Annotated in this window: 16 protein-coding genes; 10 read left to right on the forward strand and 6 right to left on the reverse strand. The window is 70.3% G+C overall.

Annotated elements, in window-relative coordinates; genetic code table 11:
- Positions 1-2: 2 nt before the first annotated feature.
- The gene (locus ACFRKB_RS07985) at positions 3-1,310 is read right to left on the reverse strand and encodes a class I SAM-dependent methyltransferase (protein ID WP_383104205.1); all 1,308 of its coding nucleotides are present in this window, start codon (positions 1,308-1,310) and stop codon (positions 3-5) included.
- An 83-nt stretch (positions 1,311-1,393) separates the two neighbouring features.
- Between ACFRKB_RS07985 and ACFRKB_RS07990 the strand changes: the two genes are divergently transcribed.
- From ACFRKB_RS07990 to groL, 4 genes are all read left to right on the forward strand, one after another.
- Positions 1,394-2,383 carry a polysaccharide deacetylase family protein gene (locus tag ACFRKB_RS07990; RefSeq protein WP_383104207.1) on the forward strand — a complete coding sequence of 330 codons (990 nt, stop codon included), beginning with the start codon at positions 1,394-1,396 and terminating at the stop codon, positions 2,381-2,383.
- A complete protein-coding gene (locus tag ACFRKB_RS07995; protein WP_383104209.1) occupies positions 2,380-2,850 on the forward strand; it encodes a hypothetical protein in 471 nt (156 codons plus the stop codon). The genes ACFRKB_RS07990 and ACFRKB_RS07995 overlap by 4 nt, the downstream gene beginning before the upstream one ends.
- Before the next feature lie 201 nt (positions 2,851-3,051).
- The gene (gene groES, locus ACFRKB_RS08000) at positions 3,052-3,360 is read left to right on the forward strand and encodes a co-chaperone GroES (RefSeq protein WP_023539274.1); all 309 of its coding nucleotides are present in this window, start codon (positions 3,052-3,054) and stop codon (positions 3,358-3,360) included.
- Between the two features lie 92 nt (positions 3,361-3,452).
- Positions 3,453-5,078, forward strand: coding sequence for a chaperonin GroEL (gene groL / locus ACFRKB_RS08005; RefSeq protein WP_383104211.1), 1,626 nt, complete (start codon positions 3,453-3,455; stop codon positions 5,076-5,078).
- A 108-nt stretch (positions 5,079-5,186) separates the two neighbouring features.
- Here groL and ACFRKB_RS08010 read toward each other — a convergent pair whose 3' ends face one another.
- Together ACFRKB_RS08010 and ACFRKB_RS08015 are read right to left on the reverse strand one after the other, a co-directional pair.
- Positions 5,187-5,960 carry an SDR family NAD(P)-dependent oxidoreductase gene (locus ACFRKB_RS08010; protein ID WP_383104213.1) on the reverse strand — a complete coding sequence of 258 codons (774 nt, stop codon included), beginning with the start codon at positions 5,958-5,960 and terminating at the stop codon, positions 5,187-5,189.
- 53 nt (positions 5,961-6,013) lie between these two features.
- Complete coding sequence (locus ACFRKB_RS08015; protein WP_383104215.1) at positions 6,014-6,697, reverse strand: MOSC domain-containing protein; 684 nt, start codon at positions 6,695-6,697, stop codon at positions 6,014-6,016.
- A gap of 81 nt (positions 6,698-6,778) precedes the next feature.
- On the opposite strand from ACFRKB_RS08015, the gene ACFRKB_RS08020 reads away from it, so the two are divergent.
- On the forward strand, positions 6,779-7,669 hold the full coding sequence (locus ACFRKB_RS08020; RefSeq protein WP_365972347.1) for a LysR family transcriptional regulator: 891 nt from the start codon (positions 6,779-6,781) through the stop codon (positions 7,667-7,669).
- Positions 7,670-7,766: 97 nt separating this feature from the next.
- Here the strand turns inward: ACFRKB_RS08020 and ACFRKB_RS08025 are convergent, their stop codons facing one another.
- Positions 7,767-8,126 (reverse strand): WhiB family transcriptional regulator, encoded by a 360-nt coding sequence (locus ACFRKB_RS08025; RefSeq protein WP_383104217.1) that lies wholly within the window; start codon positions 8,124-8,126, stop codon positions 7,767-7,769.
- Positions 8,127-8,550: 424 nt separating this feature from the next.
- On the opposite strand from ACFRKB_RS08025, the gene ACFRKB_RS08030 reads away from it, so the two are divergent.
- The 4 genes from ACFRKB_RS08030 (at position 8,551) to ACFRKB_RS08045 (ending at position 12,987) form a co-directional block, all read left to right on the forward strand.
- Positions 8,551-9,162 carry a response regulator transcription factor gene (locus ACFRKB_RS08030; RefSeq protein WP_003948568.1) on the forward strand — a complete coding sequence of 204 codons (612 nt, stop codon included), beginning with the start codon at positions 8,551-8,553 and terminating at the stop codon, positions 9,160-9,162.
- A gap of 298 nt (positions 9,163-9,460) precedes the next feature.
- The gene (locus ACFRKB_RS08035; protein ID WP_030351487.1) at positions 9,461-10,036 is read left to right on the forward strand and encodes a sigma-70 family RNA polymerase sigma factor; all 576 of its coding nucleotides are present in this window, start codon (positions 9,461-9,463) and stop codon (positions 10,034-10,036) included.
- A 223-nt stretch (positions 10,037-10,259) separates the two neighbouring features.
- Entirely contained in the window at positions 10,260-11,762 is a 1,503-nt protein-coding gene (gene guaB, locus ACFRKB_RS08040; RefSeq protein WP_383104219.1) for an IMP dehydrogenase, read from the forward strand.
- 100 nt (positions 11,763-11,862) lie between these two features.
- Positions 11,863-12,987, forward strand: coding sequence for a GuaB3 family IMP dehydrogenase-related protein (locus ACFRKB_RS08045; protein WP_365972344.1), 1,125 nt, complete (start codon positions 11,863-11,865; stop codon positions 12,985-12,987).
- A gap of 115 nt (positions 12,988-13,102) precedes the next feature.
- Here ACFRKB_RS08045 and ACFRKB_RS08050 read toward each other — a convergent pair whose 3' ends face one another.
- Together ACFRKB_RS08050 and ACFRKB_RS08055 are read right to left on the reverse strand one after the other, a co-directional pair.
- Positions 13,103-13,597, reverse strand: a complete 495-nt coding sequence (locus ACFRKB_RS08050; protein ID WP_383104221.1) for a hypothetical protein — start codon at positions 13,595-13,597, stop codon at positions 13,103-13,105.
- 93 nt (positions 13,598-13,690) lie between these two features.
- The gene (locus ACFRKB_RS08055; protein ID WP_383104222.1) at positions 13,691-14,953 is read right to left on the reverse strand and encodes a nucleotide sugar dehydrogenase; all 1,263 of its coding nucleotides are present in this window, start codon (positions 14,951-14,953) and stop codon (positions 13,691-13,693) included.
- A gap of 264 nt (positions 14,954-15,217) precedes the next feature.
- Here ACFRKB_RS08055 and ACFRKB_RS08060 point away from each other — a divergent pair, with 264 nt between their 5' ends.
- Complete coding sequence (locus ACFRKB_RS08060; RefSeq protein ID WP_383104223.1) at positions 15,218-16,939, forward strand: glycerol-3-phosphate dehydrogenase/oxidase; 1,722 nt, start codon at positions 15,218-15,220, stop codon at positions 16,937-16,939.
- Positions 16,940-16,963: the final 24 nt, after the last annotated feature.

A 16,963-nucleotide genomic window follows, 5' to 3' on the forward strand; every position in this document is an offset into this window, starting at 1 on the left:
GGCTATTCCGCCGGGTGGCCGATGAGCATCGTCGGGGCGCCCGCGACCCTGGTGAGGAAGACCGTGGACGCGTGGGGGCCCTTGAGTTTGAGCCGGCGGCGCAACTCCTCCGGTTCCACCGCCGAGCCGCGCTTCTTCACGGTCAGCACGCCGACCTCGCGCTCGCGCAGCAGGGCCTTCAGTTTCTTGAGCCCGAAGGGGAGTTGGTCGGTGATCTCGTAGACCGTGGCGAACGGCGTCGCGCGCGGTTCGTCGGCCGTGATGTACGCGATCGTCTCGTCGAGCAGTCCGCCGTCCAGGTCCTCGGCGACCTCGGCGACCAGATGCGCGCGGATGACGGCGCCGTCCGGCTCGTACAGGAAACGGCCGACCGGACGGACCGGCGGATCGGGCAGGCCCCGGCCGGTGAGGGTGGCGCCGGAGGGCAGGAGGGTGGCGCGGCGCCTACCGGGGACGATGATCTCCGGCCCGCCGTCCCCGAGCCGGTCCCCGCGTCCGGCCTCGCGTCCGTCCCCGCGCCCGCCCTCGCGCCGGTGCCAGAGCACCGCTTCCTTCACGTCGCCGCCGTCCGAGATCCACTCGGCCTCGAAGTCGTCGGGGATCAGCTCGTGCGGAATGCCGGGCGCGATCTTGACCGCGCCCGCGCCGGCCCGCCGTACCGCGTCGACCGCCCAGGACAGCGGTGGCGAGTACGCCTCGGGATCGAAGATCCTGCCCCGGCCGCCGCGCCGCGCGGGGTCGATGAAGAGGGCGTCGGCCCCGGTGGTGTCGTACTCCAGGACATCCGCCCGGGTCACCGTCATGGGCGGGCCGTCCGGCGCCAGGGCGCGCACATTGGTGAGGGCGATCTCGCAGGTCAGCGGGTCGAGATCGACCGCCGTCACGGCGAGGCCCGCGCGCGCCAGCTCGATCGCGTCGCCGCCGATGCCGCAGCAGAGGTCCGTGACCCGCGAGTCCGGTGCGAGGGCGCGGAAGCGCGCGGCCCGGTGGGCGGCGACGCTGCCGCGCGTGGCCTGTTCGATGCCATGGGGCGTGAAGTACATGCGGTACGCGTCCTCCGCGCCGAACTTCGCCACGCCGCGCTGCCGCAGCCGCGCCTGCGCCAGCGCCGCCGACACCAGCTCGGCCGGATGGTCACGGCGCAGCCGGGTGGCGAGGGCGAGCTCCTGGGCCGGGTCGTGGTCACGCAGTTCGGCGAGCAGCGCCTGCCCCTCGGCGGAGAGGAGGGGCGCGAGGAGCGGCGTGGCGGGAGCCGGTACGGGAGGGGGCGAGGCGGCGGGGGAGGAGGCGCGGTCGGTCACCCGCCCCATTGTGGGCCAGCCGGGGGACGGTACGCGTCGGGGCGGCGGTGTCGGGCGCTCGGAGGCTCCGCGCGCTGACAGGATGCGACACCATGCAGCTAGTACGACAAAAAGAAGAAATGATCACACAAGCCGCATACCATGCACCGGGAATCGGGCGATGGCGCGGCCGTACGGTGCTGGTCGCTCTCCTGGTCGCCGCCCTCGGCTCAGGATGCGCCGCGGGCTCGGGCGAACCGGCGAATTCCGCGCCCGGCGCGTCCGCCGCCGGGAAGCCGGGCCAGGCCGGCGCCGGGGCGCCGCACGAGCAGAAGGCCGCCGGACTGGACGCGCTCTACTCGCCCGAGAACGTACGCCGCACCCAGGCCGCGCGCGCCGTCGCCGCCAAGAAGTGGGGCCTCGCGAGCACCCCCCTGCCCGCGCCCCGGCCGCCCGCCGTCAAGCCGGTGATCAGCACCCGCGAGGGCTTCGAGGTCGAGGGCGGCGACGATCTGCCGCCGCTGTTCACCACCGTCCCGGTCGACGGCAAGAAGGTCGTCTTCCTGACGATGGACGACGGCTCGGAGAAGGACCCCGAGCTGCTGCGGATGATGAGCGAGCTGAAGATCCCGTACACCGCTTTCCTCAGCGATTACGTGATCAACAACAACTACGGCTACTTCAAGCAGATGCAGGACCGCGGGGTCGCGATCCAGAACCACACCCTCAACCACCCGTATATGCCGGGTCTTTCGTACGAGCAGCAGAAGCGGGAGATCTGCGGTCAGCAGGACCTGCTGGAGAAGAACTACGGGAAGCGGCCCACGCTCTTCCGGCCGCCGTACGGCAACTACAACGCCGACACGCTGCGCGCCGCGAAGGAGTGCGGGATCAAGGCCGCCCCGATCTGGGCTTCCGAGGCGTATCCCGACCACATGGAGTGGCGTGAGTGGGACCGGGACATGCACCCCGGCGACATCATCCTGACCCACTTCCGCGGGCGGGACGAGTGGAAGGGCACCATGCCCGACATGATCCGCCATGTGATGAAGGTCGTCACGGACAAGGGGTACGCCGTGGGCCGCTTGGAGGACTACGTATGAGACCCGCGCACCGGCTGCTGGCCGGGGTGCTGGCAGCCGGTGCGCTCCTCGCGGCCGGCTGTGCGCAGTCGGCCGACGCGATGGATCCGATGGACCCGATCGAACGGCTCGGCCGCAAGGCGGCGCAGCGGGTGGGCCCGCACTCCTCGGTCTCGCCCCGGGTGCCGGTGCCGATGCCGCTGCCGGGGCCCGGACCGGGGGCCACGAGCCCTGGGGCGGCGTCCCCGTCCGTGGACCCGTCCGCGCCCGGCGCTCCCGTACGCCCCGTCTGCGGGCTGCACGAGATGTCGCCCGCGCCGCCGACGCTGTCCCCGTCGCCCGTGCGGTCGCCTCCGCCGTTCTCCGCGCCCGCGCCGCCGTCGCCACCGCTCCGGCACTGCCCCTCGGTCCTGCCGGGGTCGTACGGCCACGAGGGTGCGGGCGCCGGCTCGTACGGAACCCCGGCCCCCGGAGCCGCGTTTCCATAGCGGGAACAGATGCGCCACGACCACGCTCATTGGCACTCCGCTTGACCGAGTGCTAATCGCAGTCATAGTCTCGGGTCTGGCACTCCCCACTGGAGAGTGCCAAGCGCGACCGACGGATCCGGCACCCGCGACGACGGGTCCACTTGGTCGCCACCCTCAGACAGTTAACCCCGTGAGATCTCCGAAGGGGGAGGTCGGATCGTGACGACCGCCAGCACCAAGGTTGCCATCAAGCCGCTCGAGGACCGCATTGTGGTCCAGCCGCTCGACGCCGAGCAGACCACGGCCTCTGGCCTGGTTATCCCGGACACCGCCAAGGAGAAGCCCCAGGAGGGCGTCGTCCTGGCTGTGGGCCCGGGCCGCTTCGAGAACGGCGAGCGGCTTCCGCTCGACGTCTCCGTCGGCGACGTCGTTCTGTACAGCAAGTACGGCGGCACCGAAGTGAAGTACAGCGGCGAGGAGTACCTCGTCCTCTCGGCTCGCGACGTGCTCGCGATCATCGAGAAGTAATTCACCTAATTGCTTTTGGACTGCGCCCCTGGCCCCCCTGCGATTGCCGGGCGGACAGGGGCGCAGTTCTTTGAGAGGACAGAGAAGCTCCCATGGCGAAGATCCTGAAGTTCGACGAGGACGCCCGTCGCGCCCTTGAGCGCGGCGTCAACAAGCTTGCCGACACGGTGAAGGTGACGATCGGCCCCAAGGGCCGCAATGTCGTCATCGACAAGAAGTTCGGCGCCCCGACCATCACCAACGACGGTGTCACGATCGCCCGCGAGGTCGAGATCGAGGACCCGTACGAGAACCTCGGCGCCCAGCTGGTGAAGGAGGTGGCGACCAAGACCAACGACATCGCGGGTGACGGCACCACCACCGCCACCGTGCTGGCCCAGGCGCTGGTCCGCGAGGGTCTGCGCAATGTCGCCGCGGGCGCTTCCCCGGCCGCCCTGAAGAAGGGCATCGACGCCGCGGTCAAGGCCGTGTCCGACGAGCTGCTCGCGACCGCCCGTCCGATCGACGACAAGTCCGACATCGCCGCCGTCGCCGCGCTCTCCGCCCAGGACGAGCAGGTCGGCGAGCTGATCGCCGAGGCGATGGACAAGGTCGGCAAGGACGGTGTCATCACCGTCGAGGAGTCCAACACCTTCGGTCTGGAGCTGGACTTCACCGAGGGCATGGCCTTCGACAAGGGCTACCTGTCCCCGTACATGGTGACCGACCAGGAGCGTATGGAGGCCGTCCTCGACGACCCGTACATCCTGATCCACCAGGGCAAGATCGCCGGCATCCAGGACCTGCTGCCGCTGCTGGAGAAGGTCATCCAGGCGGGTGGCTCCAAGCCGCTGCTGATCATCGCCGAGGATGTCGAGGGCGAGGCGCTCTCCACCCTCGTCGTCAACAAGATCCGCGGCACGTTCAACGCCGTCGCGGTGAAGGCCCCCGGCTTCGGTGACCGCCGCAAGGCCATGCTCGGCGACATCGCCACCCTCACCGGTGCGACCGTCATCGCCGAGGAGGTCGGCCTCAAGCTCGACCAGGCCGGTCTGGACGTGCTGGGTTCGGCCCGCCGCGTCACCATCTCCAAGGACGACACGACCATCGTCGACGGTGGCGGCAACTCCACCGACGTCGCCGGCCGGGTCAACCAGATCAAGGCCGAGATCGAGTCCACGGACTCCGACTGGGACCGCGAGAAGCTCCAGGAGCGCCTCGCGAAGCTGGCCGGCGGCGTGTGCGTGATCAAGGTCGGCGCCGCCACCGAGGTGGAGCTGAAGGAGAAGAAGCACCGTCTGGAGGACGCCATCTCCGCGACCCGCGCCGCGGTCGAGGAGGGCATCGTCTCCGGTGGTGGCTCCGCTCTGGTGCACGCCGCCAAGGTGCTCGACGGCAACCTCGGCAAGGACGGCGACGAGGCCACCGGTGTCGCGGTCGTCCGCCGCGCCGTCGTCGAGCCGCTGCGCTGGATCGCCGAGAACGCCGGCCTCGAGGGCTACGTCATCACGTCCAAGGTGGCGGAGCTGGACAAGGGCAGCGGCTTCAACGCCGCGACCGGCGAGTACGTCGACCTGGTGAAGGCCGGCGTCATCGACCCGGTCAAGGTCACGCGCTCCGCCCTGGAGAACGCCGCGTCCATCGCCTCGCTGCTGCTCACGACCGAGACCCTGGTCGTCGAGAAGCCGGCCGAGGAAGAGGCCGAGGCGGGTCACGGCGGCCACGGCCACAGCCACTGACCTGTAGGCGTCCGGCAGGACGAACGCACCGAGGCCCGGTACCCCTCCGCGGGGGTGCCGGGCCTCGGTGCGTCGCGCGCGCTCTCGACGGGGTCGGCCGCAACGGGCCTACTGCGGGCCGTACTTGCGGCCCGTCTTCGACGTGATCCCGCCGAGCAGCCCGCGCGGAGCCAGCTTCACCGCTCCCATCAGCGCCTTGTAACGCGGATCCGGTACGGACACGGTCTTCCCGCGCGCCAGGTCCAGCAGCGCGGCGGCCACCAGCTTGTCCGCGTCCAGCCACATCCAGCCCGGGATGTTGTCCGTGCCCATCCCGGCCCGCTCATGGAACTCGGTCCGCACGAAACCGGGGCACAGCGCCATCAGCCGTACACCCGTCCCGGCAAGATCCCGCGCCACGCCCTGGGTGAACTGCACGACCCAGGCCTTCGAGGCGCCGTACGTCCCGCGCGGTACGAACGCCGCCACCGACGCCACATTGACGACCCCGCCCCGGCCGCGCGCCCTCATCCCGGGAACCGCCGCCGAGGTCAGCCGCAGCACCGCCTCGCAGTGCACCTTCAGCATCGTCAGCTCGTCGGCCATCGAGACGTCGAGGAACCGTCCCTTGTTGCCGAACCCCGCGTTGTTGACCAGCAGATCGACCGGCTGCTTCCGGTCCGAGAGCCGTTTCTCCACCGAGGCGATCCCGTCATCGGTGGAGAGGTCGGCGGTCAGCACCTCGGCCTCGATGCCGTGCCGGTCGTGCAGTTCGGTGGCCTGGACCCGCAAACGCTCGGTGTCGCGGGCCACCAGGACGAGATTGTGCCCGTCCGCGGCCAGCCGCCGAGCGAAGGCGGCGCCGATCCCCGCCGTCGCGCCGGTAATCAAAGCAGTCGTCATACGCAGGCACGTTAGTGCCTGTGCGGGGGGACCCGGCGACGCCCGGGAAAGGGCTACTTCGCGGCGTTCTTCGCGGCGCTCCTCTCGACGTACTCCCGTGCCGTGCGCAGCTTCTCGGCATGCAGGGCGTCACCGGCGGCGAGGATCCGCGGCAGCAGCTCGCGCTCGGTGGTGACGGCGCGGAAGGCAAGGGCCACCGTCACGTCATGGTCCGGCCGGTGGACGATCTCGATCGGATCGCCCGCGCGGATCTCGCCGGGGGTGATGACCCGCAGATACACCCCGGTCACGGCCTGCCCGGTGAACCGCCGCACCCAGCCCTTCTCGCCGAGCCAGCCCTGGAACGTACGGCACGGGATCCGCCCGCTCGTCGCCTCCAGCACCACATCGGGGCCTATCCGCCAGCGCTCGCCGATCCTGGCGCCGGTGATGTCCAGGCCGGACGTGGTGAGGTTCTCCCCGAAGGCGCCGTTGGCCAGCGGCCGTCCGAGCTCCCGCTCCCAGAAGTCCAGATCCTCCCGCGCGAACGCGTACACCGCCTGGTCGCTGCCGCCGTGATGGCGCAGATCGCAGACCGTGTCACCGGCGACCCCGCTCGCGCCCTCGCCCTTGGGCCCGGGATCCGCCACCCGTACGGGACCGTCGGCCGGGCGCTTGTCGATCCCCGTGACCCCACCCGGGGCGTCCGTGTACTCCACGGCCGTCGGCCGCCCCACATTTACGGTCAGAAGCTTCATACCTGCCACGCTATCCGCCCCCCTCTCAAATGATCCACCTGTTATTCAGCAATACCCCAAAGACTCGCTTATAGTCGAGTGGTGATCGAAGCCCGTCATCTCCGTGTTCTGCGCACCGTGGCCGCCACGGGCTCCTTCTCCGCCGCGGCACGCGAACTGGGCTGTACGCAGCCGGCCGTCAGCCAGCAGATGAAGGCGCTCGAATCGTCCGCGGGCACGCCACTGATCGTCCGTACCGGCCGCGAGATGCGGCTGACCCAGGCCGGCGAGGCGCTCGTGAGGCACGCGACGGGGATCCTCGCCGGACTCACCGCGGCGGAGGAGGAGATCGCGGCCATCGCGGGGCTGCGGGCCGGCCGGGTCAGGCTGGTGTCGTTCCCCAGCGGCAGTTCCACGCTGGTGCCGACCGCGCTGGCCGCCCTGCGCGCGGCCCATCCGGGCACGCGGGTCTCGCTGGTCGAGGCCGAGCCGCCGAGTTCGGCGGTGATGCTGAGGGACGGCGAGTGCGATGTGGCGCTGGCGTTCCGGTACGGCGGACACGGCGCGGAGTGGGACGACCTCGTCGTGCGCCCGCTGCTCGTGGACCGGCTCGTCGGTCTGGTCCCCGAGGGCCACCGGCTCGCGGACGCCGGTACGGTCGCGATCGCGGAGCTGGCCGCCGAGTCGTGGATCGCGGGCTGTCCGCGCTGCCGTACACAACTGGTCGACGCCTGTGAGGCGGCGGGATTCACGCCCCGGATCGACTTCGCGACGGATGACTACCCGGCCGTGATCGGCCTGGTCGCCGCGGGGCTGGGGGTGGCGGTGCTGCCGGAGCTGGCGATGGAGTCCGTACGCACAGAAGGCGTCCGTACGCTCACGGTCGAGCCGTCCGTTCACCGGGAGATCGTCGCGCTCACCCTGCCCGATCTGGCGCAGGTGCCGGCCGTGGCGGCGACGCTGGACCAGCTGGTTCTGGCCGGTACGCGCTGACGCGGCACGTGGGCCGGGCGCGTGGGGGGCGGGGCGCGGGTTGTGCGGTGTGGTGCTGCCTTGGAGGAACGTTTCTTCTCTTTGCGGTGGCGGACACTCAGCCGGTTTCGTGGCCCCCGTGGCCATGACTGTGGCTGTGGCCGCCGCCGTGACCCGAGGTCGACGCCGTGATGAGCCGGGTCCGCGCCCGCCCCATCAGCTCCTCGCGTTCGTCCTCGGTCAGTCCGCCCCACACGCCGTACGGCTCCCGCACCGCCAGGGCGTGCGCCGCGCACTCCGCGCGGACGGGGCATCTCATGCACACCTCTTTCGCCGAGTTCTCACGCGCGCTTCGTGCCGCGCCTCTTTCTCCTTCGGGGTGGAAGAAGAGCGAACTGTCGACGCCCCGACATGCCGCGAGGAGCTGCCAGTCCCACAGGTCTGCGTTCGGTCCGGGAAGGCGGGAGAAATCTGCCATTGCTCATGTCCCCTTGAAACCGTGCTGAGGCGGATACGGGCCGCTTGGACGCCGGGTACGAGCCCAGCGCGTACTCGCACCGGTGCTCACGACCGTACATCTACTATGTAAGTAGATGTAAATATGACTCATTGCGAATCTAGCCACAGACACCAGTAAAAGTGAAGAAAAGCCGCTAAATGGGGCATACCTCCGATTGGGTACCGGTCAACCCCTGACGCTCTCCTCCGTGTGCGACCCCTCACAGGGAGTGCCGAAGAGGGCTGTCCGACCCGTAACTCTTTCGAGTGACCGTCGTTGAAGGTGCGAGGCGGTTGAGAGAACGAGCGCTCGGGCGCATGTCCGAGAGCGTCAATCGCACAGGTGACGATATGTACCCAGCCTGGAGGCTCAAGGTGACGCGCATCAGCTGCGGAGGACGGTCATGACATCCGTCCTCGTCTGCGACGACTCCCCGCTTGCCCGAGAGGCGCTCCGCCGCGCGGTCGCGACCGTGCCCGGTGTCGAGCGCGTGACGACCGCGGCCAACGGGGAGGAAGTCCTCCGCCGCTGGGGTGCCGACCGGTCCGACCTGATTCTGATGGATGTACGCATGCCGGGACTGGGCGGTGTCGAGACGGTCCGCCGGCTGCTCTCGGCGGACCCCGGCGCCCGGATCATCATGCTCACGGTCGCCGAGGATCTGGACGGGGTCGCGCTCGCGGTCGCCGCCGGTGCCCGCGGCTATCTCCACAAGGACGCCTCGCGCGCCGAACTGCGCGCGACCGTCACGCAGGCGCTCGCCGATCCGACCTGGCGGCTCGCGCCGCGCCGGCTCCGCTCGGCCGAGATGGGCGCGGCTCCCACGCTCACCGCGCGCGAGATCCAGGTGCTCGAAGGCATGAGTCACGGCCGGTCGAACGCGGAGATCGGCCGTGAGCTGTTCCTCTCCGAGGACACGGTCAAGACGCACGCCCGGCGGCTCTTCAAGAAGCTCGGCGCCTCGGACCGCGCGCACGCGGTGGCGCTCGGCTTCCGCTGGGGCCTCGTCCGCTGACACGGCAGGGCCTGACACGACAAGGCCCGACACGACAGGGCCTGACACGCCTTAGCGCCCCGCCCGCCGCCTCGCGTTCTGTTTCCGCGGAGCCGGCGGGCGGGGCAACGTACGCTCGTACACACCCGTTTCCCGCGCGATGCCGCATCCTTGAGATGTGGAGTTCCTCGGGGACGAGTCGGACGAGCGCGAGGGGAGAGCGCAGGAAATGAGTTCTGCCGCACCCGCTCATAACGCTTCGGTGCACAACTATGGACGCGGTGCCACCGATCAGCAGCCGCCAAGGCACCATGGACCGATGCGCGATGACGAGACCACGGTGATTGGTGCGCTCGTTCACCGTGCCGTCGACGGCGACGAACAGGCCACGCACGATCTGCTGGCCCGGGTCCATCCGCTCGCGCTGCGTTACTGCCGTACGCGACTGAACCGGCTGCCCGGTGACGCGCGGCACTTCGTGGAGGACCTCGCGCAGGAAGTCTGTGTCGCGGTCCTCATGGCGCTGCCGCGCTACCGCGACACCGGCCGGCCCTTCGAGGCGTTCGTCTTCGCCATCGCCGGGCACAAGGTCGCCGATCTCCAGCGGGCCGCCATGCGGCACCCGGGATCCACGGCCGTGCCGTCCGACGAGATGCCCGAGCGGCCGGACGACTCCCTGGGGCCCGAGGAGCGCGCGCTGCTCAGCAGTGACGCGGAGTGGGCCAAGAAACTGCTCGCCAATCTGCCGGAGAACCAGCGCGAGCTGCTGGTGCTGCGGGTCGCGGTCGGGCTGACCGCCGAGGAGACCGGGCAGATGCTGGGGATGTCGCCGGGCGCCGTACGGGTCGCCCAGCACCGCGCGCTCAGCAGGCTGCGGGCCCTGGCCGAGCAGTGACACCGGGGCGGCTGCCCGTGGGATCAGGCCGGTCGTCCGGGCTGCTGAACGGACCGTCGTACCGGCGCTTCCCCGCCTCTGTGGCCGCCGCGAACCGTGTCCGGGGGCATGCGAACGTATGAACATACGAAGCCGATCGGTGATCTCGATCGTGGAATGAGCGGCCCGCGGAGCCCGTTAGCATGGACATCCGCACCGATCAAGGCCATTTGGGGAAGGTGTCATGACTGCAAACGTCGACGGAGTGCCCGAGAAATTCGCGACGCTCGGGCTGACATACGACGACGTGCTGCTGCTGCCGGGGGCCTCGGAAGTGCTGCCGAACCAGGTGGACACCGCCTCGCTGGTCTCGCGGAACGTCAAGGTGAACATCCCGCTGCTGTCCGCGGCGATGGACAAGGTCACCGAGGCCCGGATGGCGATCGCCATGGCGCGGCAGGGCGGCGTCGGTGTGCTGCACCGCAATCTCTCCATCGCGGACCAGGCCAACCAGGTCGATCTGGTGAAGCGCTCCGAGTCCGGCATGGTCACCGACCCGATCACGGTGCACCCCGACGCGACGCTCGCCGAGGCCGACCAGCTCTGCGCCAAGTTCCGGATCAGCGGCGTCCCGGTCACCGACCGCGCGGGCAAGCTGCTCGGCATCGTCACCAACCGTGACATGGCCTTCGAGGCGGACCGTACGCGCCAGGTGCGCGAGGTCATGACCCCGATGCCGCTGGTCACCGGCAAGGTCGGCATCTCCGGTGTGGACGCCATGGAGCTGCTGCGCCGTCACAAGATCGAGAAGCTGCCGCTGGTCGACGACGCCGGCATCCTCAAGGGCCTGATCACCGTCAAGGACTTCGTCAAGGCGGAGAAGTACCCGCACGCGGCCAAGGACGCGGAGGGCCGGCTGCTGGTCGGCGCCGCGGTGGGGGCCAGCCCTGAGGCGCTGGAGCGGGCCCAGGCGCTGGTCGCGGCGGGCGTGGACTTCCTGGTCGTGGACACCTCGCACGGCCACAACAGCAACGCGCTCAGCTGGATGTCCAAGATCAAGTCGAGTGTCGCGGTCGACATCATCGGCGGCAACGTCGCCACCCGCGACGGCGCCCAGGCGCTGATCGACGCGGGTGTCGACGGCGTCAAGGTCGGCGTCGGACCCGGCTCGATCTGTACCACCCGCGTGGTCGCGGGCATCGGGGTCCCGCAGGTCACGGCGATCTACGAGGCGTCGGTGGCCTGTCACGCGGCCGGTATTCCGGTGATCGGCGACGGCGGCCTCCAGTACTCCGGCGACATCGGCAAGGCGCTCGCCGCCGGAGCCAGCACGGTCATGCTCGGCAGTCTGCTCGCGGGCTGCGAGGAGTCGCCGGGCGAGCTCCAGTTCATCAACGGCAAGCAGTTCAAGTCGTACCGGGGCATGGGATCGCTCGGCGCGATGCAGTCGCGCGGCCAGGGGCGTTCGTTCTCCAAGGACCGCTACTTCCAGGCCGAGGTGTCCTCGGACGACAAGCTGGTGCCCGAGGGCATCGAGGGCCAGGTCCCCTTCCGCGGTCCGCTCGCCGCCGTACTGCACCAGCTGGTCGGCGGGCTGCGCCAGACCATGGGGTACGTGGGCGCCGCCTCCATCGAGGAGATGGAGCGCAAGGGCCGCTTCGTACGGATCACGTCGGCGGGCCTCAAGGAGAGCCACCCGCACGACATCCAGATGACGGTCGAGGCACCGAACTACACCGCGAACTGAGCGAGTGATTCCGTGAGGGGCGGCCCGGATTCCGGGACCGCCCCTCACTGGTGCGTCGGGGATACTGGACGGGCAGACGTAGAGGGAAAGGCCACACATCGTGACTGAGATCGAGATCGGGCGCGGCAAGCGCGGCCGCAGGGCGTACGCCTTCGACGACATCGCCGTCGTCCCGAGCCGGCGCACCCGGGACCCGAAGGAGGTCTCGATCGCCTGGCAGATCGACGCCTACCGGTTCGAGCTGCCGTTCCTGGCCGCTCCCATGGACTCCGTCGTCTCCCCGCGGACCGCGATCCGGATCGGCGAGATGGGCGGTCTGGGGGTGCTCAACCTGGAGGGTCTGTGGACCCGGTACGAGGACCCGGAGCCGCTGCTCGACGAGATCGCCGGTCTTGAGGAGGCGACCGCCAACCGTCGGCTCCAGGAGATCTACGCCGAGCCGATCAAGGAAGAGCTGATCGGGCTGCGCATCAAGGAGGTGCGGGACTCGGGCGTGGTCACGGCGGCCGCGCTCTCGCCGCAGCGCACCGCGCAGTTCTCCAAGGCCGTGGTGGACGCGGGCGTCGACATCTTCGTCATCCGCGGTACGACCGTCTCCGCCGAGCATGTCTCGGGGGCCGCGGAGCCGCTGAACCTGAAGCAGTTCATCTACGAGCTGGATGTGCCGGTCATCGTCGGCGGCTGCGCCACGTACACCGCGGCTCTGCATCTGATGCGTACGGGCGCGGCGGGTGTGCTCGTCGGCTTCGGCGGCGGCGCCGCGCACACCACCCGCAATGTGCTGGGCATCCAGGTGCCGATGGCGACGGCCGTCGCGGATGTGGCGGCGGCCCGCCGGGACTACATGGACGAGTCCGGCGGCCGGTATGTGCATGTCATCGCGGACGGCGGGGTCGGCTGGTCGGGCGATCTGCCCAAGGCGATCGCGTGCGGCGCGGACTCGGTGATGATCGGCTCGCCGCTGGCGCGGGCGACGGACGCGCCGGGCAAGGGGCGTCACTGGGGCATGGAGGCGGTCCACGAGGACGTGCCGCGCGGCAAGCTGGTGGATCTGGGCATCGTCGGGACGACGGAGGAGGTCCTCACGGGCCCCTCGCACATCCCGGACGGGTCGATGAACTTCTTCGGCGCGCTGAGGCGGGCCATGGCGACGACGGGCTACAGCGAGCTGAAGGAGTTCCAGCGCGTCGAGGTGACGGTGGCGGACTCGCAGCACCGCCGCTGAGGAACGTCTGTCCGTGTGAAGCGGAAATGCCCCGGGCCGCACCGCGCGGTCCGGGGCATCTCGCTGTCTCCCGCTGTCTGTGGCGGGGCGGACCTGCCCGTCCGGTCCGGCTGCCTTACTCGGCGGCCTTCTTGGCGCCCGAGAAGGCCGCGAAGGCGGCGAGCGCGAAGAACAGGAACGTCATGATGTCCTTGCCCCCGTTCCACGCCTCGGTCAGCAGACCGAAGTTGTCGAGGAAGACATCCGTCGTGGACACGTTCAGTTCCTTGGCGATGATGATCGCGATGCCGAGGAGCTGGCCCAGGTAGACCGCGCCCAGGGACAGGACGGCGCCGGCGATCGGCAGTACGGGGTTGGACCCGCCGACCTTGCCCGCGGCGAACCCGACCAGGAAGCCGACGCCGATGGCGGCCCAGCCGATCTCGCGCTCGATGGCCCCGGCGATCCCGCCGTAGACCCCGCCGGCGACGAGAGCGGCGACCAGGGCCGTCACCAGACCGAGCGCGAGATTGTCGCGCACGGGCGCGGGCGGCGGAGGCGGGGTGTACGGGCCGGGCGGAACGGCGCCGCCGGCGAAGGGGTTGCCGGGTGGTGGAACGGACTGGCTCATGCTGAGAATCCCCCCAGGGAAAGTGTCGTGCGCATGACCTGCGCTCGATGGCCCTGGACAGTAGCAGTCAGCTCGGACAGTCCCGTACCGGATTCACAGGCGGTACGCGGCGCCCGCCGGGCTCGCGCCCCTGGTGTCCAGCAGCAACTGGGCCTTGACCGCCAGACCTTGCAGGTCGTACGTGCGGTGGTGCTGGAGCAGCACCGTCAGATCCGCGTGGGCGGCGGCCTCGTAGAGCGAGTCGGCGCGCGGCACGGGGAGTTCGCGTACGCGCCAGTCCGGGACGTACGGATCGTGGTAGCTGACGGTGGCGCCCAGATCCATCAGCCGACAGGCGATCTCGGTGGCCGGTGAGGCCTCCTGGTCGGCGAGGTCGGGTTTGTAGGTGACGCCGAGGAGCAGTACGCGGGCGCCGCGCGCGGACTTGCCGTGCTCGTTGAGCAGGGTGGCGCCGCGCTGGATGACGTACTGCGGCATCCGCGAGTTGATCTCCTGGGCGAGGCCGACCATCCGCAGCGGATGGCCGGGGGTGCGGCCCGCGTGCGGCAGATAGCTGGGGTCCATCGGTACGCCGTGGCCGCCGACGCCGGGTCCCGGCCGGAACGCCTGGAAGCCGTAGGGCTTGGTCTCGGCGCAGCGGATGACGTCCCAGAGGTCGACGCCGAGGTCGTGGCAGAGCACGGCCATCTCGTTGACGAGCGCGATGTTGACGTGCCGGAAGTTGGTTTCGAGGAGCTTGACGGTCTCGGCCTCGCGCGGGCCGCGGGCCCGGACGACCTTGTCGGTGAGGCGGCTGTAGAAGGCCGCCGCCGATTCGGTGCAGGCGGGGGTGAGACCGCCGATCACCTTGGGGGTGTTGGCGAAGCCGTGGGTGCGGTTGCCGGGGTCGAGCCGGCCGGGGGAGTACGCGAGATGGAAGTCGCGGCCGGCGCGCAGCCCGGAGCCCTCTTCCAGGACGGTGCGGAGGAAGCCCTCGGTGGTGCCGGGCGCGGCGGGTGATTCCAGCAGCACGGTGGTGTGCGGGCGCAGCCGGGCGGCCAGCGCGCGGGCCGCGTCGCCGATCGCGGTCAGATCGGGGGTGCGGTCGGCGCCGAGCGGGGTGGGCGCGCAGATGACGGCGGTACGGACCCGGCCGAGATCGGCCGGGTCGGTGGTCGGCCGGAAGCCCCCCGAGAGCATCCGGCGTACGTCCGAGGCGGTGAGCGGGCCGTCGACCGGGGAGTGGCCGGCGGCCAGTTTCGCGACGGGGCGTGGGTCGGTGTCATAGCCGATGGTGTCGATACCGGCGGCCACGGCGGCCTGGGCGAGGGGCAGGCCGAGATGGCCGAGTCCGATGACGGCGAGATCTGCGGGCACGGCGATGACCGCCCTTCCCTTAGCCGGAGTGGACAGAGAGCGCAAACCCTGTGGACAGAATGGGCACGCGCAATGTCAGACTAGGCGTAAATATGACCGTTATGTGGCATTGCGTGGCCGGGGAAGTCCGTTTCGCACGAGGGATGACGCCATTCGTCGACAGCTGTGTGACCGGTGTTATCCACAGGCGGTGGCTGAAGTCGTGGAGTGCGGACAGAATCGATGGTGTGAGCCCGACCACACGGGGGACGACGGGAGGCAGCGGTGAGGACAGCGACACTGGGACCCGCGGAGCGCGGCCAGGCGCTCGCGGCGATGGCCGAGCGTGAACTGGACGTGCTGGTGGTGGGCGCGGGCGTGGTCGGAGCGGGGACCGCCCTCGATGCCGTCACCCGAGGGCTGGCGACCGGCCTCGTCGAGGCGCGTGACTGGGCGTCGGGTACCTCCAGCAGGTCGAGCAAGCTGATCCACGGCGGCTTGCGCTATCTGGAGATGCTCGACTTCGCGCTCGTACGCGAAGCCCTGAAGGAGCGGGGGCTGCTGCTGGAGAAGCTGGCACCCCATCTGGTGAAGCCGGTGCCGTTCCTCTATCCGTTGCGGCACAAGGGCTGGGAGCGGCTCTACGCCGGCTCGGGCGTCGCGCTGTACGACGCGATGTCCGTCTCGTCCGGGCATGGACGCGGGCTGCCGGTCCACCGCCATCTCTCCCGGCGCCACGCGCTGCGGGTCGCGCCCTGCCTCAAGAAGGACGCGCTGGTCGGGGCGTTGCAGTACTACGACGCGCAGATGGACGACGCGCGCTATGTGGCGACGCTGGTGCGTACGGCCGCGACCTATGGCGCGCATGTCGCCAGCCGGGCGCGGGTTGTCGGCTTCCTGCGGGAGGGGGAGCGGGTGGTGGGCGCGCGGGTACGGGATGTGGGCAGCTCACAGCGGGAAGGGGCCGGAGAGTACGAGATCCGGGCCAAGCAGGTCGTCAACGCCACCGGGGTCTGGACGGACGACACCCAGGCGCTGATCGCCGAGCGCGGGCAGTTCCATGTCCGGGCCTCCAAGGGCATCCATCTGGTCGTGCCCAAGGACCGGATCCATTCGACGACGGGGCTGATCCTGCGGACCGAGAAGTCGGTGCTGTTCGTCATCCCCTGGGGCCGGCACTGGATCGTGGGCACCACCGATACCGACTGGGATCTGGACAAGGCCCATCCGGCGGCCTCCAGCGCGGATATCGACTACCTGCTCGAACATGTGAACTCGGTGCTGCACACGCCGCTGACGAGGGACGACGTACAGGGCGTCTACGCGGGGCTGCGCCCGCTGCTCGCCGGGGAGTCCGACGCCACCAGCAAGCTGTCGCGCGAGCACACGGTCGCGCATCCCGTGCCCGGCTTGGTGGTCGTCGCCGGCGGCAAGTACACGACGTACCGGGTGATGGCCAAGGACGCGGTGGACGAGGCGGTGCACGGTCTCGACCAGCGGGTGGCGGAGTGCGTCACCGAGGACGTGCCGCTGCTCGGCGCCGAGGGCTATCACGCGCTGTGGAACGCGCGGGCGAGGATGGCCGCGCGGACCGGGATCCATGTCGCCCGCGTGGAGCATCTGCTGAACCGGTACGGGACGCTCGTCGAGGAACTGCTCGAACTGATCGCGGCGGACCCGACGCTCGGTGAGCCGCTGGCCGCCGCCGACGACTATCTGCGCGCCGAGGTCGTCTACGCGGCCTCGCACGAAGGGGCGCGCCATCTCGACGACGTACTCACCCGGCGTACGCGGATCTCGATCGAGACGTTCGACCGGGGCACGCGCAGCGCGCGGGAGTGCGCGGAGCTGATGGCGCCGGTCCTCGGCTGGGACAAGGACCGGATAGAGCGGGAGGTCGCGCACTACGAGAAGCGGGTGGAGGCGGAGCGGGAGTCGCAGCGGCAGCCGGACGACCAGACGGCGGACGCGGCGCGGCTCGGCGCGCCGGACATCGTGCCGATCTGACGCGCCGCGGCCGTCGCGCCCCGG

This window comes from Streptomyces scopuliridis, from assembly GCF_042790125.1.
In the GTDB taxonomy this organism is placed as follows: domain Bacteria; phylum Actinomycetota; class Actinomycetes; order Streptomycetales; family Streptomycetaceae; genus Streptomyces; species Streptomyces scopuliridis_A.